Source organism: Rhodococcus phenolicus, assembly GCF_001646785.1.
In the GTDB taxonomy this organism is placed as follows: Bacteria; Actinomycetota; Actinomycetes; order Mycobacteriales; family Mycobacteriaceae; genus Rhodococcus; species Rhodococcus phenolicus.
Genome location: NZ_LRRH01000061.1, coordinates 51,304 through 70,246, shown reverse-complemented (window position 1 = coordinate 70,246; position 18,943 = coordinate 51,304). Strand labels below are relative to the sequence as shown.

The following is an 18,943-nucleotide window of genomic DNA, read 5'->3' as shown; positions in this document are numbered from 1 at the left end:
ACACGCTCGGGTCCCGGACGCGACTCAGCCGCGCCGCTTCCGGACTCGGCCGGCGCTCTTGGGCTGGCCGGCGTTGCCGCGCCGCGTCTTCGGCTTCTTGTCGCCCACGACCTTCCGGGGCTGCGAACCCTGGCGCTCCCCGCGCCGTTTCGTCTTCTTGTCGGAATCCTCCTGCCGCCCTCGCGAACTGTTCGCGGTGCGGCCACGGACGATCCCGACGAACTCGTCGACGAGATCGGTCGTGCGGTCGGTGAGCCATACGAGGCCGACCTGCGACTGCGGGGCGTCCACCACCGGGCGGTAGGTCAGATCCTTGCGATGATGCAGGCGGGCCAGCGACTGCGGGGTGATCAGGACCCCGACCTCGGAAGCGACGTGCGAGATCGCGCCCTCGGTGGTCTCCGGACGTTCGAACGCGTCCTCGCCGGGAAGCTGCGCCCAATCCAGCACGTCGTCGAGCGGGTGCAGGACGGTCTCCTCTTCGAGGTCGGCCACCGCCACCTCTTCTACCGCGGCGATCGCATGCTCGTTCGGCACGACGACGACCGAGACCTCGGTGTACAGACCGATGACCGACAGGCCGTCGCGTTCGAGCGGCAGCCGCAGCAGCGCGGCGTCGGCCAGGTCCTCCCGGATGCACGCCGCGCCGGACGTGGACGGCACCGGGACCAGTTCGATCGGGACATCGGGCATCCGCTCGCTCCACACGCGCACCCATTTGGCGGGGGTGACCCCCGGAACATAGGCCAGCCGGAACACCTGCGGAGACTCGTCACTCACCCGGTCAGCGTACCGGTCCGACATCGGCCGTCGCGTTCCGTCGAACGGCCACGTCTCGGCGCGGTGCTCGTCCCGCGATCAGCGGGACAGGGCGGCGGCGAGATCCTCCGGGATCGGCATCGGGGTTGTGAGACCGGCGGCGACACGGCCGGTGTTGCCGTCGGGGTACCGGCCGGTGAGCGACCCCGGTGCGGCGACGACGATACGCAGCACCTGGCCGACTGCTTCGCGCCGGTCCCGTTGGCGCAGCGCCGCCCTCAGCATCGCCGCGTGGTTGCAGGTGTGCAGCCACGGGTTCGGCTGGGAGGCGATGTGGGCGCGTTCGAGGTGATGCCACCGCAACTGTTCGCTTGTGGCGGTCTTCGCGGCCGCCATCTCCTGCCGGTACACGCGGCGGGCGGCCGGGGTCATCCGTGGCATCGTCGAACCTCTCGTCTCGTCAGTGCTCGGGGGCAGCATCCGTCGGCATCGGTGTCGGGGCAACAATTCGGGTCGACCGCGAGGACCAGCCCGACCAGGTCGTCGAGGGCGTGACCGATCCGCGGATCCGCCAGCTCGTAGCGGCTGCGTCGTCCCTCCGGAACTGCCACCACCAGGCCGCAACCCCGCAGGCACGCAAGGTGATTGGACAGGATCTGACGCGACACGCCGATCTGCTCGGCCAGTTCCGACGGGTATCCCGGACCCGACCTCAGGATCAGCAGGATCTGCGTCCGGGTCGTGTCGGACAGGGCGTTGCCGAATCGTGCGAGTGCGTCGCGATGGCCGGCTGTCTCCATGGACCAAATAGTACAGCGTTTTCTGTATTCAGAAAAGTCTGAATGGTTGAGCCGGACGGGTGAACCTCCCGAAGTCTCTGATTCGAAATGTGTCAATATAGATGTATGTCGAATCAACATGCTCCCGGCGGAGACCTGTGTTGTTCTCCGCTGGCGCGTGAGCCGCTGACCGAGGACCGTGCCGGTGACCTGGCTCGAATGTTCAGAGCGTTGGGCGATCCGGTTCGGCTGCGCCTGCTCTCGCTCGTCGCCTCCCACGCCGGGGGTGAGGCGTGCGTGTGTGACATCTCCGACTCGTTCGATCTGTCGCAGCCGACGATCTCGCACCATCTGAAGGTGTTGCGCGAGGCCGGACTGCTCGACTGCGAACGCCGCGGCACCTGGGTGTACTACTGGGTGATTCCGACTGCGCTGCAGCAGCTCTCGGCGATGCTGCTCGTCGAGGGTGAGCCCGCGGTCCCGGTGTCCCGATGCGCGGAGATCACGGCATGAGCGGGACGACCGCGATCGAGCATCCGGCCGTGGTCGGGAAACTCTCGACGCTGGACCGATTCCTTCCGGTGTGGATCGGCGTCGCGATGGCCGCCGGCCTGGTGCTCGGGCGGATGATCCCCGGCATCGGTGACGTCCTGTCCGCGGTGGAGATCGACGGCATCTCGCTGCCGATCGCCCTCGGCCTGTTGATCATGATGTACCCGGTCCTGGCGAAGGTCCGCTACGACCGCCTCGACACCGTCACCGGCGATCGTAGGATGCTCGCCGGATCGCTGGTGCTGAACTGGATGGTCGGCCCGGCGCTGATGTTCGCGCTCGCCTGGATCTTCCTTCCGGATCTGCCCGAGTACCGGACCGGGCTGATCATCGTCGGCCTCGCCCGGTGCATCGCGATGGTGATCATCTGGAACGACCTTGCCTGCGGCGACCGCGAAGCCGCCGCCGTCCTGGTGGCGATCAACTCGGTCTTCCAAGTCGTCATGTTCGCCGGGCTCGGCTGGTTCTACCTCTCCGTGCTGCCCGGCTGGCTGGGCCTCGAGCAGACCACCATCGACACCTCACCGTGGCAGATCGCGAAATCGGTGCTGATCTTTCTCGGCATCCCCCTGCTCGCCGGGTTCCTCACTCACCACTACGGGGAGAAGGTCAAGGGACGCTCCTGGTACGAACAGAAGTTCCTGCCGCGGATCGGGCCGTGGGCGCTGTACGGCCTGCTGTTCACGATCGTGATCCTGTTCGCCCTGCAGGGGGAGCAGATCACCTCGCACCCGGTCGACGTGGTGCGCATCGCGATCCCGCTGCTGGCGTACTTCGCAATCATGTGGGGTGGCGGCTACCTCCTCGGAGCCGTCGTGGGCCTCGGATACGAACGCACCACCACCCTCGCGTTCACCGCCGCGGGCAACAACTTCGAACTCGCGATCGCCGTCGCGATCGCCACCTACGGCGCCACCTCCGGGCAGGCCCTCGCCGGGGTCGTCGGCCCGCTGATCGAGGTGCCGGTCCTCGTCGCCCTGGTCTACGTCTCGCTCGCCCTGCGCAAACGCTTCACACCACCTGCAACCACGACCACCGTCGCCCCGGCGGCAGTGAAGGAGTCCTGACCATCGTGGCCACACCGTCCGTTCTGTTCGTCTGCGTCCACAACGCCGGCCGCTCCCAGATGGCCGCCGGGTTCCTCACCGCTCTCGCCGATGGCCGGATCGAAGTCCGTTCCGCCGGCAGCGCACCCGCCGGGCAGGTCAACCCCGCCGCGGTCGTGGTGATGGCCGAAGTCGGCATCGACATCTCCGCACAGAACCCGAAGATTCTCACTGTCGACGCCGTGCGGGCATCGGATGTGGTGATCACCATGGGTTGCGGCGACACCTGCCCGGTATTCCCCGGAAAGTCCTACCGCGACTGGGTCCTCGACGACCCCGCAGGTCAGGGCATCGACGCGGTACGCCTGATCCGCGACGAGATCCGCGCCGAGGTGGAAGCCCTGATCGCCGAGCTGGCACCCGCCTCGCGGTCGTGATGCCGCCGGGTGGTGCCGGAAGGTCGTCCCCAGCGACGTTCCGGCCGGTCAGCAGCAGGACTTCGCGGCGACCGTGCGGTCCTCTGCCGGTCCGGCGGTGCCGCAGCACACACCGCCCTCGGCGGTGGCCGGGTCGTCGAGGTGCCGGGGGCTCGATCCGAACGTCGCGGAGTCGGCGAGGACGGTGTAGACCTCCCATTTCTCCCCGGCCGGTCCGGTGACCCACACCTTGTCCTGGGTGGCGAAGCAACAGGTGGTACCGATCTCCTCGTCGGTGAACAGTCCTTCGCCGGTCAGGCGGGCGATCTCGGAGTGAACCTTTTCGCTCGACTCGACCTCGACCCCGAGATGGTTGATGGTGCCGCCCTTGCCGGGGTTCTCGAACAGGACGAGCTTCAATGGCGGATCCGCTATCGCGAAGTTCGCGTACCCGGGTTCGAGCTTGGCCGGTTCGGTTCCGAACAGCTTCGTGTAGAACGTGACGGCTGCGTGCAGGTCGTCGACGTCGAGGGCGAGTTGTGCGCGTGACATGTCAGCCTCCACCTGTGTGGCTTATATCGAAATACTTCCGATTTCAGAATGCCACCTTTTCGACATAAGTCAAGATAGCCGGTAGGATCTTCGGCATGCCCAAGGCGCTTCCGGTCCTCGATGTCACCGCACCGATCTGCTGCGCGCCGGTCTCGGCCGCACCCATGACCGACGACGCCGCGCTCGAGGTTGCCCTGCGGCTCAAGGCCCTGGCCGACCCGGTCCGGATCAAGCTGATGTCGATCCTGCTCACTGCTCCCGATGGTGCGGTGTGCACATGCGATCTCGCCGATGGTGTCGACCTCGCCGAATCGACCGTCAGTCACCACCTCGGTCAGCTCCGCAAGGCCGGGATGGTCGAATCGGAGCGCCGAGGGATGAACGTCTTCCATCGCGCTCGCGGCGACGCCCTCGATGCGCTGCGTGTCGTGTTGGATCCGAACTGCTGCAGGTGACCCCACCGGTACGCGTGCTCGTGGTCTCGTCACCGCGGCGACCTCGCGGGAGTGACCCCGTCACCGGCCGCACGCGGCGAGCAGGCGAAGGACTCAGCTCCCGGCGAGAGGTCCGTGAGTCCAGTGCCCGCCCACCATCGTTCCCCACACGGCGGTCTCGGCGAGTGCCGCGCCGGCCGACGGAAGCACGTCGGTGTCCAGCACCACCAGATCGGCGACATCACCGGTCGTGATCCGGTCCCGGCCGCCGGTGGAGGCGGCGAGTGCGACCGGCCACGGTAGCTCGTGTTCGCGGTGCCATCCCCGTCCGTCGGGGAGCGTGCGATCGACGGCGGCCGCCAGGGTCAGCCACGGGTCCAGCCGCGCGACCGGGGCATCCGAACCGAGCGCGAGCGTCGCGTTCGCGCCGAGGAGCGTGCCGTACGGGAACGCGCGGCCGGTGCGACCCGCCCAGTACCGGTCGGCGAGATCGGCATCGTCGTGCACGTGCGCGGGCTGGATGCTCGCAGCGACCCCGAGTTGCGCGAAGCGGGCGAAATCCGCGTCGGCGACCAGCTGCGCGTGCTCGATGCTGCCTCGTGCGCCCGTCGACTCGAAGCAGTCCAGCACGTGCTCGCAGGCACGGTCGCCGATCGCGTGGATCGCGGAATCGATGCCGTGGTCGCGTGCCCGCGACATCCACTGCGCGAGTTCCTCCGGCGGCACGGTCAGTACGCCGTGGTCGCCGCCGGGATACGGATCGTGGCAGTACGCGGTGCGTGTGCCGAGGGAGCCGTCGACGATCACCTTCATCGGGCCGACCGTGGCCAGGCCGGCGGTGCCGGGGATCTCGCCGCCGGTGCGCAACCCGGCGTCGATCGCGGCATCGAGCCACTGCGGCCAGATTCCGCAGCGCACCCGCAACCGGTCGGTTCCCGCCGCGATTCGCCGCGACCACGCGGCGACGTTGTCGGAGATCTCGAAATCGACGATTCCGACCACCCCTCGGGCGGCGGCCACTCGGGTCGCCTCGTCCACCCACCGGTCGAGCACCGCAACCTCGCTGCGCTGGATCTCGTTCATCAGCGGCATGAACTCGGCTTCGCGCAGCAGGCCCGTCGGATCTCCCGCGAGCGAGAAGTGCCGTAGTGCAGCGGAATTGAACCACCCACTGTGCAGGTCGGCGCTGATCGCGACGAGGGGCCGGTGCGGGGCGATCGCATCGAGCAGCGCGGCGGTCGGCGCGTCCGGCCACAGACCGTCCCGGAAGCCGTGCGCCACAACCACATCCGGCTGCGGGTGCTCGAGGTGTGCCGCGAACAGGGTGACCGCTTCTGCGGCCGAGCGCGCGCCCGACAGGTCGAGCGCGGCCTGCGACAGCGCCCACTGATCGAAGTGGACGTGCGAATCCCACAATCCCGGCAGTACCAGGCGGCCTGCGAGGTCGACCACCTCGCCGCTGTCGTCGTGTGTGGCGCTGCCGTCGCCACCGATCCGGCCGTGACGGATCGACAGGTCGACCGGATCCGCGCCGGGAGTCAAGCGGGCCCGACGAAGGAGCAACGCTCAGCCCTCGACGATCTCGAACTCGTCGAACACGACTTCTCCGGCCGCATCCGACTCGGACAGGTTCACCTCGCCGATCAGCGCCCAGCCGTGGTCCCCGGCGGGATCCGCGAGCGTCTGGCGCACCCGCCACAGGGCCGGTTCCTGCACGACGGAGAACAGACCCGGACCGCGCGCGTCGGGGCCGGTGCCGATCTCGTCGTACTCGTCGAAGTACAGCTCGAGCAGGTCCGCCCAGTCCTCGGCCTCGAGGCCGTCACCGAGCGCCGCCAGATCGTCCCACCGTTTCCGCGACGCCAGCTCGACACGCTTGAACATCGCGTTACGGATCATCACCTTGAACGCGCGGGTGTTCGCCGAGATCGGACGGGGGGTGTCCGCGCCGAACGCGAGCTGCTGATCGTCGGATTCGACACCCGGGTTGGCGAGCTGTTCCCATTCGTCGAGCAGCGACGAATCGACCTGGCGGATCAGCTCACCGAGCCACTCGGTGAGATCCTCGAGCTCCTCGGTGCGTGCCGAGTCCGGCACGGTCTGGCGCAGTGCCCGGTACGCGTCCGCGAGGTAGCGCAGTACGAGCCCCTCCGACCGGGCGAGCCCGTAGTGGGAGACCAGTTCGGCGAAGGTCATCGACTTCTCGACCATGTCCCGCACCACCGACTTGGGTGAGAGCGGCGTCTCGGACACCCACGGATGCCCCGCCCGGTACGTCTCGAACGCCGGCTCGAGCAGTTCCACGAGCGGCTTGGGCCAGGTGACCTCCTCGAGCAGCTCCATGCGCTCGTCGTATTCGATCCCGTCCGCCTTCATCTGGGCGACGGCTTCACCGCGCGCGGCGTGCTGTTGCGCGAACAGGACCTGGCGCGGGTCGTCGAGCGTCGATTCGATCACCGACACGACGTCGAGCGCGTAGGTGGGGGACTCGATGTCGAGCAGTTCGAGGACCGCCAGCGCGAAGGGTGACAGCGGCTGGTTCAACGCGAAATCGCGTTGCAGGTCGACGGTCAGCCGTGCCCAGCGACCGTCCTCGTCGGGGGCGTCGAGGCGTTCGACGATGCCCGCCTGGAGCAGGCCCCGGTACAGCTCGACGGCCCGCAGGATGTGCCGGCGCTGCGCCTTGCGGGGCTCGTGATTGTCCTCGAGCAGGTGCCGCATGGCGTCGAAGCAGTTGCCGGGCCGGGCAATGACGTTCAGCAGCATCGAATTGGTGACGTGGAACCGCGAGACCATCGGCTCCGGCGCCGCGGCCACGATCTTCTCGAACGTCGCTTCGCCCCACGACACGAAACCCTCGGGCGCCTTCTTGCGCTGGACCTTCCGCTTCTTCTTCGGATCGTCGCCGGCCTTGGCGAGCGCGCGGTGGTTCTCGATCTCGTGCTCGGGGGCCTGCACGACGACCGTGCCCATCGTGTCGAACCCGGCACGCCCGGCGCGACCCGCGATCTGATGGAACTCGCGGGCCTTGAGCTGGCGCATGCGGGTGCCGTCGAACTTCGTCAGACCCGTCAGCAGAACCGTGCGGATCGGCACGTTGATCCCGACACCCAGTGTGTCGGTCCCGCAGATGACCTTGAGCAGTCCGTCCTGCGCGAGACGCTCGACGAGCCGCCGGTACTTCGGCAGCATCCCGGCGTGGTGCACGCCGATGCCGTGCCGCACCAGCCGCGACAGTGTCCTGCCGAAGCCCGTCGAGAACCGGAACGCGCCGATGGCCTCGGCGATCGCCTCCTTCTCCGCCTTGCTGCACATGTTGACGCTCGTCAGTGCCTGAGCGCGTTCGAGGGCCGCGGCCTGCGTGAAGTGCACGACGTAGACCGGAGCCTGATGCGTGGTGACCAGCTCCTCGATGGCCTCGCCGATCGGCGCGAGCGAATACGAGTAAGTCAGCGGCACCGGCCGTTCGGCGCCCGAGACCTCGGTGGTGGGCCGGCCGGTGCGCCGCGTCAGATCCTCCCGGAACCGGCCGACGTCGCCGAGGGTCGCCGACATCAGCAGGAACTGGGCGTGCGGAAGCTCGATCAGCGGCACCTGCCACGCCCAGCCGCGGTCCGGCTCGGAGTAGAAGTGGAACTCGTCCATGATCACCTGACCGATGTCCGAGTCGGCGCCCTCGCGCAACGCCAGGTTCGCGACGATCTCGGCGGTCGCGCAGATGATCGGCGCCCCGGAATTCACCGAGGCGTCACCGGTCATCATCCCGACGAGGTCGGCGCCGAACACCTCGCACAGCGCGAAGAACTTCTCGCTGACCAGTGCCTTGATGGGGGCGGTGTAGAACGTGCGCTTGCCGGTGGCGAGCGCGAAGAAGTGCGCGCCGAGCGCCACCATCGACTTTCCCGAACCCGTGGGCGTCGCCAGGATGACGTTCGAGCCGGCGACGAGCTCCATCAACGCTTCCTCCTGCGCCGGATAGAGCGTCAGGCCCCGGTCGCTCGTCCAGGAGGTGAAGGCGTCGAACAGCGAGTCCTCGTCGACGGGGTCGGGGATCAGATCCGGCAGCAGCACCGTTACAGGCTAGTCGGCTCCCGCACCCACCCGAGCCACGGTCCACGTCCGCCCGGGCGTCGCAGGGGAATCAGGTGGCGCTGCGCTCGTCGGCACCCATCGCGTCGAGGACGGCCATGCGGGTGGCGGGCCCGCCGCTGATCTGGCTTTCGCTGACTCCGGCGATGAGCAACTGCCGCCATCGGTCGGCGTCGAACTCGAGCGGAGGAGTCGTGCCGAGGAATTCCTCGACGACCCGCAGGAAGCGGATCGGATCGTCCCGGAACGGGAAGTGTCCGGCTCCGCGGAAGACGTCGAGTCGCGAACCGGGCATCGCCGAGTGCGCGAGATAGCCGTGTCCGACGGGGATGACGGAATCGTGGTCGCCCCAGATGAGCTGCACCGGCAGGTTCTCGGTCAGATAACATCGGTCGAGCATGGTCACGACCTGCCCGCGCCAGTCGACGACCGCGCGCAGCGTGCGCAGGTACGCCTCGTAGGCGGTGGGATCGGGGAGTTCACCGAGCACCCGGACCAGGTCGGACGTGTCGTGCAGGAGAGCGCCAGGGCGCAGCGGGGTGCCGTGGAGCTTGTTCAGCAGGCTGCCGGTGAGCCGGATCGCGGGCATCGCACCGGGCAGTCGCAGCAGCTTGAGTACTTCGCTGAACACCGGCATCGACGCCAGGCGCAACACCGGGTGCACGTCCTTGGTGACGCCGCCGGCGGAGACGAGGATGAGCCGGTCGACGAGGTGCGGGAACTGGTAGGTGAACTGCATCGCGACACCGCCGCCGAGGGAATGCCCGATCACGGTGACCTTGTCGATGTTCAGGACGGACAGCAGATCGCGCATGCCGTTGGCGTACGCGGCGACCGAATAGTCGGCGCGCGGCTTGTCGGAACGGCCGTGGCCGAGCAGGTCAGGAGCGATCACGGTGTAGTTCTGCGCGAGATGCGGGATGATCTCCTGCCACGTCGACGAGTTGTCGCCGATGCCGTGGATCAGCAGCAGTGCGGGACCGCTGCCGGCGAGCCGGAAGGCGCGGCGGTACCCGTGGATCGTGCGGAACACCATGCGCGGTTCCGAGTCGGGAACCGGGCGGAGTTTCCGTGTGCGCGCTGTACCCATGAACGTCTCCTGACGACGTCGCAAGAATCCGAGGTCCCGGGGGACCGCCGGAAGGCCGGCCGGTGTGTGCTTACCCGCTGGACCGCTGTTGCATGCTTCGCTGAGCGTACCGACTGTATGTGGGCCACACAACACGAAGAGTAACGGCAGAGTAACCGTTGGGTAATCGCCGCAGGTGGGGCTGCGGCCGGACCGTAACTTGACCTACGGCGCCGTGCCCGGATCGTCGTCGCGACGCTCGTACTCGGCTAGGAACCGCTCGAACTCCGCGCCCAGTTCGTCGCCGGTCGGCAGGCTCTCGTCGGCGGGCAGCGGGGAGGCCTGCTGCTCCTGCGCGGCCACGTAGCTGTCGTACTGCCGTTCGAGGGCGCGGACCACGGTCTGCACCTCCTCGTTGTCGCCGATGTGCTCGTCGACCTGCTCGCGCACCCGCGCTGCGGCCTCGCCGAGCGCATCCAGCGGCAGCTTCAGATCCGAGACCTCCGCGACCTGCTCGAGGAGTGTCTCGGCGGCGGCCGGATAGTCCGTCTGCGCGAGGTAGTGGGGAACGTGCACCGAGAACCCGACCGCTTCGTGACCGTGCTGGGCCATACGCAGCTCGAGCAGCGACGACGCACCGGCCGGAACCTGCAGTTCGCCGGACCAGCGATGGTGATCGGTGATCAGGTCCTTGTTCGTCGAATGGGCCGTGACCCCCAGCGGGCGGGTGTGCGGGATCGCCATCGGAATCGCGTTGATCCCGACGGTGCGCCGCACCCCGAACTGCTCGGCCAGCAACCGCACCGCGGTGATGAACCGCTCCCATTTGAGGTCCGGTTCCACCCCCGCGAGCAGCAGGAACGGCGTTCCGTCCGCGTCGACGATCGCGTACAGATTCAGCTCGGGCGCGGCGTAGTCGGAGAAGTGATCGGACTTGAACGTCATCAGCGGCCGCCGGGACCGGTAGTCGATCAGCTCGTCGACGGAGAACGAGGCGACCAGTTCGGTCTCCAGGCTCTCCCGCAGGTGCGTCGTCGCCAGCCGCACCGCATGCCCGGCGTCGGCGAACCCTTCCAGTCCGTGCACGAGCACAGGCCCCTGACCGTCCGGCGACGTCAGGCGCGGAGCGGGGAACTCCAGCTCGTACATGCGGGACTGCTCGTCCATGCAAACCACTCCGATCGTCTGAACCAGCCGCGGTACCCCGAGGGACGCGACGTGGCATGGTGGACAACAAGTCTAGTTGAACCGGTGAACGGCTCATGCCCGGGCACGGGACCGGGTCGTCGAACGTCGGAGGTCCCAGTGGTAGCGCACGATCGTCGAGAACCCCACTCGCGGGACCGGTTCCGGGGAGCCCGCGCGGCAGTGGTGTCGACGCTGCCGGCGTTTCTCGTCGTCACCGCGTGCGCGACCTCGGTCCCCGGGACGCCCGTCCCGCAGGGGCCGACGGTCGACGGTCTCGCCGCGACCGGACCGGTGGCCACGCCGACGCGGCCGCTCGCGGAGCTCCTGTTGCCGGCCGAGAACTTCCCCGAGCCGTACGCGGCGGTCGTGCTGCCGCCGCAGGCGGTCGCCCAGGCCGCGCCCGATCTGACCGGCATCCCGGTCGGTGCGAAGGTCGACCCGGCGGGGTGCCTGCCCCCGGCGCAGGACTACGGGCCGGACGGAACCGCGATGGCAGTGGGCACCGACAACGGCCGCCGGGCCACCATCACCGTCGAACTCGTCGCCGGGGCGGCCGCGCTCGGGGATCTGCGAACCCGCCTCGCGGACTGCCCGAGCGTCGAGACCACCCATCGCGGCGCCACCGCGACGGTGACGACGGTTCCGGAATCGGCGCCGCCTGCTCCGACGCCGGGTGTCGACACCCTCGAACTGTCCCGCACGGTGCGGTCCGGGGAGGGCGGGGACGCGGTCACGCAGTCGATGCGGACCCGCATCGCACAGGTCGGCGATCTCCGCGTGCTCGTCACCTACATGTCGTTCGGGGACGGCGACCCGGATCTGGACAACCTCGGAACCGTCTACGACGCCGCGGTCGCCCGGGTCCTCGCGGGGTGACCGGTAGCGGGCCGCGGAACACTATCGGCCGGGTCCGACAACCCGGGCGCGCCCGCCTCCGGGGAACCTCGGTGCGACGAGCGTTGTCCACAGGCGCCCGATCCATCCCCAGATTCGGCGAATCCGGTCCTCGGGCCGCTCGGACACGGTGCGCATCGGGGAAGGTCGGCGCATGACCACATTCGCTTCGTCCTCCCGGCCCCTGCGGCTGACCGAACCCGGCGAACTGATCGCCGCCGTCCCCGCGCTGCTCGGCTTCACCCCGACCCGCTCGTTGATCGTCGTGAGCCTGACCCCGTCCCACGACACCCCGGGCAGCGCCACGATCGGCGCCGTCATGAGACACGACCTGCTGCTGCCGGACGTCGGCGACCCGGTTCCCGACGTGATGGGCGCCGCGTTCACCCGATTCGGCACCGTCTGCGCGCGGGACGGCGCCGACGCGGTTCTCGTCGTCCTGGTCGATGCCGGACTCGAACGTCCGGGCGGGCCGGCGGTGGGCGCGGCCCGCCGGATCGTCGACGACCTGGTCGAGGAACTCGCCCGCCACGGTGTCGACGTCGCCGGGGTGCACGCGGTGCCGGAGATCGACACCGGACGGGAATGGTTCACGTTGTGCGGCGACTCCGCGTGCGACGACGCGAGCCGCGGGACGGTGCCGGATCCGAACGCATCACCGGTCGCCGCCGCCCGCGTCTACGAAGGTGGCCTCATCCGGCGATCACGCACCGAACTCGCGGGGGTGCTCGAGCCGCTGTCGATGCCGGTGCGCAGTCGCGTCGCCGGGTATATCGACGACGCCGTCGATTCCCGCGACCTGGCCTACGAACTTGCGGTGCGTGCCGGAGGCCGGGATCACGCGGACCGGCTGGAACTCGAATCGGTCCTCGACCGGATCGCCGATCTCGACAACGGGATCGAGCTGCTCGCCCCGGAATCGGCGGAGCTCGCCGTGCTGCTGTCGAACCCGACGGTCCGCGATGCACTGCTGGCGCTCGCCGCCGGCCCGTACGCGGATGCGGCCGAACGGTTGTGGATCACACTGACGCGGACCCTGCCCGATCCCGAGCGTGCCGAGGCGGCCGCCCTCGTCGGGTTCGGAGCATACGTCCGCGGCGACGGGCCGTTCGCCGGGGTCGCGCTCGGCGTGGCTCTCGAGTCGAACCCGCGACATCGGCTCGCGGACCTGCTCGATCAGGCGCTGCAGGCGGGACTGCGCCCGCACACCGTGCGCGGCCTCGCCGACACCGGATACGAGATCGCGGCGCGGCTCGGTGTTCCGCTGCCGCCACCGGATCCCGTCGTCTGACTCAGCGTCGCGCGGCGTGCGAGCGGTCGCCGAGATCGCGGAGGTAATCCCATGCATCCGAGACGATTTCGTCGAGATCGGTGTGCTCGGGCTGCCATCCGAGTTCGTCGATCGCACGACGGCTCGACGCGATGAGGACGGCCGGATCGCCGGCGCGGCGCGGCGCGTCCACCGTGGGGATCGGCAGGCCGGTGACGCGTTCGCAGGCCGAGATGACCTCGCGGACGGTGAATCCCTCGCCGCTGCCGAGGTTGTAGATCGAGTGTGTGCCCGGCCGCGCCGAGGTCAGAGCCAGCAGGTGCGCGTCTGCGAGGTCCTTGACGTGGATGTAGTCGCGGACCGCGGTGCCGTCCTTGGTGGGCCAGTCGGTGCCGAACACCGACATGCGGTCGCGCTGCTTCAGTGCCACCTGCAGCACGAGCGGAATGAGATGGGTTTCGACGACGCGGTTTTCGCCCGCGCCATGGTAGGCGCCGGCCACATTGAAGTAGCGCAGGCTCGTCGCGGCCAGTCCGTGTGCCCGGGCGTACGACGAAATCGCATGGTCGATGGCGAGTTTGGACGCGCCGTACGGGTTGGTGGGCCGGGTCGGAGCGTCCTCGGTGATCGGAACCTGTTCGGGCTCACCGTAGGTCGCGGCGGTCGACGAGAACACCAGGCGCGGCGTTCCCGAGAGCCGGATGGCCTCGAGCAGGGCGAGCGTGGTGACGACGTTGCCGTGCCAGTACTTCTCGGGTACCTCGACCGACTCGCCGACCAGCGACTGCGCGCCGAAATGCAGGACGCCGTCGAACCGGGGCGTATCCCCGCCGACCCCCAGGACGTCGTCGGCGACCTTCGCGATGTCGCCCTCGACGAACTCGGCGCCCGCGGGCACCGCGTCGGCGTTGCCGGTCGACAGGTCGTCGACGATCACCACCTCGTGGCCCTGCTCGAGCAGAACGGTGCTGCAGACGCTGCCCACGTATCCGGCACCGCCGGTCACCAGAAGCTTCACGATCGTCGACTCCTCTTCGCCGGCCCGTACCGCCGGCGAAGAGGACCTCGGTCAGACCTGCTTCACCTGAACGGCGTGAGCCATTTCATCGGACAGTTCGAAGCCGTCGTGACCACCCACGCTGATGATCACCGACCCGGGCTTCGTCTCGACTGTAACGCGCGCGTCCGGAACGACTCCCGCCTCCCGCAGCCGCGCGATCACGTCGGGGTCGGACTGTACGTACTCGGCCAGGCGGCGCACGACCACCGCGGTCGGCTTGCCGCTGGGGATCTCGGTCAGGCGCACCAGCTTCTCGTCCGTCGGCGCTGGACGGCTCAACCCGAGCTGGGCCAGCCCCGGGATCGGGTTGCCGTACGGGGAGGTCGTCGGGTTGTTGAGCACCTCCACCAGACGGCGCTCGACCTCTTCGCTCATGACGTGTTCCCAGCGGCACGCCTCGGCGTGCACATTCTCCCAGTCCAGGCCGATCACGTCGACGAGGAGCCGCTCGGCGAGCCGGTGCTTGCGCATGACCGACACCGCGAGATCGCGGCCCTTCTCGGTCAACTGCAGATGCCGGTCGCCGGCGACACGCAGGAGACCGTCGCGCTCCATCCGCGCAACGGTCTGGCTGACGGTCGGTCCGCTTTGCTCGAGGCGTTCGGCGATGCGCGCCCGCAGGGGCACGACGCCTTCCTCCTCCAGGTCGTAGATCGTCCGGAGATACATCTCCGTTGTATCGACCAGGTCCTTCACTCTCACACCCCTTCGTCTGGGGCCGATTCTAGCCGGACGAAACGTATGGTGGGGGCGCGCGCGGTGCTCGCGCCGACAAGGGCCGCGCAGTAGCGTCTGCAGGCATGAGCACCACATCCGCCGCGACCGGCAGTTCGGCACATCTGCGCGGCGATCGCGTCGTGGTGTGGAGTCCCGACTATCTCGGCTACCGCTGGGGACCGACCCATCCGATGAACCCGACCCGGCTCGATCTGACGATGGCGCTGTCCCGGAGCATCGGGCTGCTCGACGGCGTCGAAACCGTCCGTCCCACTGCCGCAACCGATGCCGACCTGCTGCGGATCCACACCGCGGGATACGTCGACGCGGTCAAACGGGCCGGGGCGCAGCCCGACGCCGGGCAGGCCGAACCCGATGCCGAGCACGGGCTCGGTACCGAGGACAACCCGATCTTCCCGCACATGCACGAGGCCGGCGCGATCCTCGCGGGCGGCACGCTCGCCGCTGCCCGGGAGATCGCCGCCGGCCGCGCGCGGCGCGCGGTGAGCATCGGAGGTGGCATGCATCACGCCATGGCCGACTGGGCGGCCGGGTTCTGCGTCTACAACGACGCCGCGATCGCCATCTCGTGGCTGCTCGATCAGGGCTACGACCGTATCGCCTACATCGATGTCGACGCCCACCACGGTGACGGCGTCCAGCACGCCTTCCTCGGCGACCCCCGGGTCCTGACCGTGTCCATCCACCAGCATCCGGCCACGCTGTGGCCGAACACCGGATGGTCCAGCGAGATCGGATCCGGCGCCGCCGAGGGCACGGCCATCAACATTCCGGTACTGCCCGGCACGGTGGATTCCCTGTGGCTGCGCGCATTCCACGCCGTCGTCCCCGGTGCGATCGCCGCGTTCCGGCCGCAGATCCTGATCAGCCAGTGCGGCGCGGACAGTCACCGCGAGGACCCGCTCGCGGACCTGTCGCTGACCGTCGACGGTCAACGCGCGTCGTACCTGGCGATGCGCGACCTCGCGGACCGGTACTGCGAGGGCCGCTGGCTCGCCGTCGGCGGCGGTGGATACGGGCTCGTGCGCGTCGTGCCCCGCGCCTGGACCCACCTGATCGCCGCGGCACTCGACCGCGAGATCGATCCGTCCACCGCCGTTCCCGAGGACTGGCGCGAGCGCGTCGCGACGATGGCGCCCGGAGTGGACCTGCCGAGCACGATGGGGGAGGGCGGCGATGTGTCCTATCTGACGTGGGACGGCCCCGGTGGAACTCCGGAGACCGGCGTCGCCTCCATGGACCGGGCCCTGACCCGGATCGATTCCGCGATCATCGCCACACGACGTGCCAGCTTCCCGCTGCTCGGACTGGACCCGGAGGATCCTCGTGACTGATTCCGACAGCACACCCGCCGCTTCGGCCGCGGACTCGGCGAAGGCAGCGGCCGAAGCGGAGAAGAAAGCCGCCCAGGAGCGCGCGGTCGAGGTCGCGCGAAACTTCCCGCGTCACTGGGTCGCCGATGTCCTGGCGTCCGACGGGGGTGCCGTGCACCTGCGGCCCATCGTCCCGGACGACGCCGAACGGCTCCTCGAGTTCCACAGCAAACTGTCCGACCGCACCCGGTACCTGCGCTATTTCGGCCCCTACCCGACGATCTCGAAGAAGGATCTGTTCAACTTCACCGTCGTCGACCACCACAAGCGTGTCGCCTTCGTCGCGGTCCTCGGGGACGAGATCATCGCTGTCGGCCGGTACGAAGGCCTGCCCGGTGAAGGGGACGGAAAGTCCGCCGAAGTGGCGTTCACGGTCGCGGACGCGCACCAGGGACGCGGCCTCGGGCCGATCCTGCTCGAACACCTCGCCGGTGCGGCCGCGGAGAACGGACTGCACCGGTTCGTCGCGGAAGTCCTCGCCGAGAACCGCAACATGATCACCGTCTTCCGGGAAGCCGGATACCAGGTCAGCCGCAGCTTCGACGGCGGGGTGGTACGGCTCGAGTTCGCGATCGACCCGACCGAGGCGCTGGTCTCGGTCCGCAACGCCCGCGAACGCGCCGCCGAGGCCCGCAGCGTCCGCAACCTGCTCAGCCCCGGCAGTGTCGCGGTCATCGGCGCCTCCACCGACAGCCGGAAGGTCGGCAACGCGGTGCTGGTGAACATGCTGCGCAGCGGGTTCAGCGGACCCGTCTACCCGGTCAACGCCGAACATCGCTCGGTGCGCGGCGTGCGTGCCTACCCGACCGTGCGCGACATTCCCGACGAGGTGGACCTCGCGATCGCCGCGGTGCCCGCCGACGCGATCGACGCCGTACTCGACGACTGTCTCGCCAAGGGCGTCAAGGCGCTGCTCGTCGTGTCGTCCGGGTTCGGCGAGACCGGCCCGGAGGGCCGCGATTCGGAACGCCGCCTCGCGCACGCCGCACGGGCACACGGCATGCGGCTGATCGGACCGAACGCCCTGGGCGTCGCGAACAACGATCCGGCCGTGCGGCTCAACGCGACGCTGGCACCGGTACTGCCGGCGGCGGGCAACGTCGGATTCTTCTGCCAGTCCGGCGCCCTGGGCATCGCGATCCTGGACGAGGCCGCCAAGACCGGCGTCGGTCTGTCGTCGTTCGTCTCGGCCGGCAACCGCGCCGACCTGTCCGGCAACGACCTGCTGCAGTATTGGGACAGCGATCCGGTGACCGAGGTCGTGCTGTTGTATCTGGAGAGCTTCGGCAACCCGCGGAAGTTCTCGCGCATCGCCCGCCGGGTCGCCCGCAGCAAACCGATCGTCGCGGTCAAGAGTGGCCGGCATGCGGTGCCTCCGGCGCTGGCCGCCCGCACCGGCGAGATGGACGACACGATCGTCAAGGATCTGTTCGAACAGGCCGGTGTCGTTCAGGTCGAATCGATCGCGCAGTTGTTCGACTCCGCTCTGTTGTTCGGCTACCAGCCGCTGCCGGCCGGCCCACGGGTCGCGGTCGTGGGGAACTCGACCGCCCTCGGACTGCTGGCGGTCGACGCCGCCCGCAGTGAGGGACTGCATCCGGGCGCCCCCATCGATCTGGGTGCGCAGGCGAGCCCGCAGGATTTCGCCGACGCCGTCGCGCGGGCCGTGCACGCCGCCGACATCGACGCGGTGATCGCCGTGTTCGTTCCCCCCGTCGCCGTGACCGTCGAACCGTACGCGCAGGCCCTGCGCGACGTCGTCGCCGGTTCCGACAAGCCGGTGGTCAGCACGTTCCTCGCCACCGAAGGCATCCCGGACGTGCTGGCCGTCCGTGACACCGACGGCAACCCGATCCGCGGATCTGTGCCGTCGTATCCGGGACCGGAACGCGCCGTCCGGGCGCTGGCGCGGGCGTGGCGGTACGCGAAATGGCGCAGCCGCCCCACCTCCCAGGTGGTCCGTCCGTCCGGTATCGAGCCGGAACGCGCCCGCACACTCGTCGCCGGCTGGCTCGCCAATTCTCCCGAGGGTCGATGGCTGTCGGATGCCGAAGCCGCGCTGCTGCTGTCCTGCTACGGGGTGCATGTCGCCGACTTCCGGACCGTGACCACCGCGGACGAAGCCGTCGCGGCCGCCGAGGACATCGGGTTCCCGGTCGCGGTGAAGGCCACCGGAGCCCAGTGGCGGCACCGACCGGATCTGAGCGGTGTGCGTCTGGACCTGCTCGACGCCGAAGCAGTCCGAGTCGCCTACCGCGCGCTGTCGTCGGCGTCCGGCGAGCCGCTCATGCACGTGCAGAAGATGGCCACCAAGGGCATCGGCTGTGTGGTGCGGGTCCAGGACGACCCGTCGTTCGGGTCGCTGATCTCCTTCGGACTCGCGGGTGTCATCTCCGATCTGCTCGGCGACCGTGCCTATCGGGTGCTGCCGCTCACCGAGGACGAGGCGGCCGAGCTGATCGACGCCCCCAAAGCCGCCCCGCTGCTGTCCGGATACCGCAACGCCGCTCCGGTCAGCAAGGCTGCACTCGTCGATTTCGTCCAGCGCATCTCGGCGCTCGCGGACGATCTGCCCGAGGTACGGGAGATGGCGTGCGAACCGGTTCTCGCATCGGCGACCGGCGCCGATCTGACCGATGCGCACGTGAGGATCGGCCCCGAACCGCACCCGCTGGACCTCGGCCCACGCCGGTTGCGCTGAACCCGCCCTCGCCCCGTCACCCG

The 18,943-nt window shown here is 69.2% G+C and carries 18 protein-coding genes; 8 read left to right on the top strand and 10 right to left on the bottom strand.

What is annotated here, in order from left to right; genetic code table 11:
- Window positions 1–24: 24 nt before the first annotated feature.
- The 3 genes from A8G15_RS17460 to A8G15_RS17450 form a co-directional block, all read right to left on the bottom strand.
- Entirely contained in the window at window positions 25–780 is a 756-nt protein-coding gene (locus tag A8G15_RS17460; protein ID WP_068162419.1) for a LysR substrate-binding domain-containing protein, read from the bottom strand.
- A gap of 78 nt (window positions 781–858) precedes the next feature.
- Window positions 859–1,200 (bottom strand): DUF3703 domain-containing protein, encoded by a 342-nt coding sequence (locus A8G15_RS17455; protein WP_068162205.1) that lies wholly within the window; start codon window positions 1,198–1,200, stop codon window positions 859–861.
- On the bottom strand, window positions 1,188–1,559 hold the full coding sequence (locus A8G15_RS17450; protein WP_068162203.1) for an ArsR/SmtB family transcription factor: 372 nt from the start codon (window positions 1,557–1,559) through the stop codon (window positions 1,188–1,190). The genes A8G15_RS17455 and A8G15_RS17450 overlap by 13 nt, the downstream gene beginning before the upstream one ends.
- A gap of 105 nt (window positions 1,560–1,664) precedes the next feature.
- Between A8G15_RS17450 and A8G15_RS17445 the strand changes: the two genes are divergently transcribed.
- From A8G15_RS17445 to A8G15_RS17435, 3 genes are read left to right on the top strand one after another with little or no spacing between them, the layout of a single operon-like run.
- Complete coding sequence (locus tag A8G15_RS17445) at window positions 1,665–2,051, top strand: ArsR/SmtB family transcription factor (RefSeq protein WP_068162199.1); 387 nt, start codon at window positions 1,665–1,667, stop codon at window positions 2,049–2,051.
- Entirely contained in the window at window positions 2,048–3,157 is a 1,110-nt protein-coding gene (gene arsB / locus A8G15_RS17440) for an ACR3 family arsenite efflux transporter (protein ID WP_068162196.1), read from the top strand. The genes A8G15_RS17445 and arsB overlap by 4 nt, the downstream gene beginning before the upstream one ends.
- A gap of 2 nt (window positions 3,158–3,159) precedes the next feature.
- Complete coding sequence (locus tag A8G15_RS17435; protein WP_156665446.1) at window positions 3,160–3,573, top strand: arsenate reductase ArsC; 414 nt, start codon at window positions 3,160–3,162, stop codon at window positions 3,571–3,573.
- Between the two features lie 48 nt (window positions 3,574–3,621).
- Here the strand turns inward: A8G15_RS17435 and A8G15_RS17430 are convergent, their stop codons facing one another.
- The gene (locus A8G15_RS17430; RefSeq protein ID WP_068162193.1) at window positions 3,622–4,104 is read right to left on the bottom strand and encodes an ArsI/CadI family heavy metal resistance metalloenzyme; all 483 of its coding nucleotides are present in this window, start codon (window positions 4,102–4,104) and stop codon (window positions 3,622–3,624) included.
- Between the two features lie 95 nt (window positions 4,105–4,199).
- Here A8G15_RS17430 and A8G15_RS17425 point away from each other — a divergent pair, with 95 nt between their 5' ends.
- Window positions 4,200–4,559, top strand: a complete 360-nt coding sequence (locus A8G15_RS17425; protein ID WP_068162192.1) for an Rv2640c family ArsR-like transcriptional regulator — start codon at window positions 4,200–4,202, stop codon at window positions 4,557–4,559.
- A 93-nt stretch (window positions 4,560–4,652) separates the two neighbouring features.
- Here the strand turns inward: A8G15_RS17425 and A8G15_RS17420 are convergent, their stop codons facing one another.
- The 4 genes from A8G15_RS17420 to A8G15_RS17405 form a co-directional block, all read right to left on the bottom strand.
- On the bottom strand, window positions 4,653–6,101 hold the full coding sequence (locus A8G15_RS17420) for an amidohydrolase (RefSeq protein WP_068162189.1): 1,449 nt from the start codon (window positions 6,099–6,101) through the stop codon (window positions 4,653–4,655).
- Between the two features lie 3 nt (window positions 6,102–6,104).
- Window positions 6,105–8,609, bottom strand: coding sequence for a DEAD/DEAH box helicase (locus A8G15_RS17415; RefSeq protein WP_068162187.1), 2,505 nt, complete (start codon window positions 8,607–8,609; stop codon window positions 6,105–6,107).
- A 70-nt stretch (window positions 8,610–8,679) separates the two neighbouring features.
- Window positions 8,680–9,717 carry an alpha/beta fold hydrolase gene (locus tag A8G15_RS17410; RefSeq protein WP_068162185.1) on the bottom strand — a complete coding sequence of 346 codons (1,038 nt, stop codon included), beginning with the start codon at window positions 9,715–9,717 and terminating at the stop codon, window positions 8,680–8,682.
- Window positions 9,718–9,921: 204 nt separating this feature from the next.
- Window positions 9,922–10,863 carry a proteasome assembly chaperone family protein gene (locus A8G15_RS17405; protein WP_068162182.1) on the bottom strand — a complete coding sequence of 314 codons (942 nt, stop codon included), beginning with the start codon at window positions 10,861–10,863 and terminating at the stop codon, window positions 9,922–9,924.
- A gap of 201 nt (window positions 10,864–11,064) precedes the next feature.
- Here A8G15_RS17405 and A8G15_RS17400 point away from each other — a divergent pair, with 201 nt between their 5' ends.
- Both A8G15_RS17400 and A8G15_RS17395 read left to right on the top strand, forming a co-directional pair.
- Window positions 11,065–11,760, top strand: a complete 696-nt coding sequence (locus A8G15_RS17400) for a hypothetical protein (RefSeq protein WP_068162180.1) — start codon at window positions 11,065–11,067, stop codon at window positions 11,758–11,760.
- Between the two features lie 172 nt (window positions 11,761–11,932).
- On the top strand, window positions 11,933–13,069 hold the full coding sequence (locus A8G15_RS17395) for a DUF4192 domain-containing protein (RefSeq protein ID WP_068162177.1): 1,137 nt from the start codon (window positions 11,933–11,935) through the stop codon (window positions 13,067–13,069).
- Window position 13,070: 1 nt separating this feature from the next.
- On the opposite strand, the gene galE is transcribed toward A8G15_RS17395, so the two are convergent.
- Both galE and A8G15_RS17385 read right to left on the bottom strand, forming a co-directional pair.
- On the bottom strand, window positions 13,071–14,066 hold the full coding sequence (galE, locus tag A8G15_RS17390; RefSeq protein ID WP_068162174.1) for a UDP-glucose 4-epimerase GalE: 996 nt from the start codon (window positions 14,064–14,066) through the stop codon (window positions 13,071–13,073).
- Between the two features lie 51 nt (window positions 14,067–14,117).
- Window positions 14,118–14,804, bottom strand: a complete 687-nt coding sequence (locus tag A8G15_RS17385) for an iron-dependent transcriptional repressor DtxR (protein ID WP_068162171.1) — start codon at window positions 14,802–14,804, stop codon at window positions 14,118–14,120.
- Between the two features lie 104 nt (window positions 14,805–14,908).
- Between A8G15_RS17385 and A8G15_RS17380 the strand changes: the two genes are divergently transcribed.
- Window positions 14,909–16,180 (top strand): acetoin utilization protein AcuC, encoded by a 1,272-nt coding sequence (locus A8G15_RS17380; RefSeq protein WP_068162168.1) that lies wholly within the window; start codon window positions 14,909–14,911, stop codon window positions 16,178–16,180.
- Complete coding sequence (locus A8G15_RS17375) at window positions 16,173–18,920, top strand: bifunctional acetate--CoA ligase family protein/GNAT family N-acetyltransferase (RefSeq protein WP_082899965.1); 2,748 nt, start codon at window positions 16,173–16,175, stop codon at window positions 18,918–18,920. The genes A8G15_RS17380 and A8G15_RS17375 overlap by 8 nt, the downstream gene beginning before the upstream one ends.
- Window positions 18,921–18,943: the final 23 nt, after the last annotated feature.

Coding starts and splice junctions, on each gene's coding strand:
- arsB (WP_068162196.1), top strand. CDS start 2,048: ATGAGCGGGACGACCGCGATCGAGCATCCGGCCGTGGTCGGGAAACTC.
- A8G15_RS17380 (WP_068162168.1), top strand. CDS start 14,909: ATGAGCACCACATCCGCCGCGACCGGCAGTTCGGCACATCTGCGCGGC.
- A8G15_RS17395 (WP_068162177.1), top strand. CDS start 11,933: ATGACCACATTCGCTTCGTCCTCCCGGCCCCTGCGGCTGACCGAACCC.
- A8G15_RS17405 (WP_068162182.1), bottom strand. CDS start 10,863: ATGGACGAGCAGTCCCGCATGTACGAGCTGGAGTTCCCCGCTCCGCGC.
- A8G15_RS17450 (WP_068162203.1), bottom strand. CDS start 1,559: ATGGAGACAGCCGGCCATCGCGACGCACTCGCACGATTCGGCAACGCC.
- A8G15_RS17410 (WP_068162185.1), bottom strand. CDS start 9,717: ATGGGTACAGCGCGCACACGGAAACTCCGCCCGGTTCCCGACTCGGAA.
- A8G15_RS17430 (WP_068162193.1), bottom strand. CDS start 4,104: ATGTCACGCGCACAACTCGCCCTCGACGTCGACGACCTGCACGCAGCC.
- A8G15_RS17425 (WP_068162192.1), top strand. CDS start 4,200: ATGCCCAAGGCGCTTCCGGTCCTCGATGTCACCGCACCGATCTGCTGC.
- A8G15_RS17445 (WP_068162199.1), top strand. CDS start 1,665: ATGTCGAATCAACATGCTCCCGGCGGAGACCTGTGTTGTTCTCCGCTG.
- A8G15_RS17455 (WP_068162205.1), bottom strand. CDS start 1,200: ATGCCACGGATGACCCCGGCCGCCCGCCGCGTGTACCGGCAGGAGATG.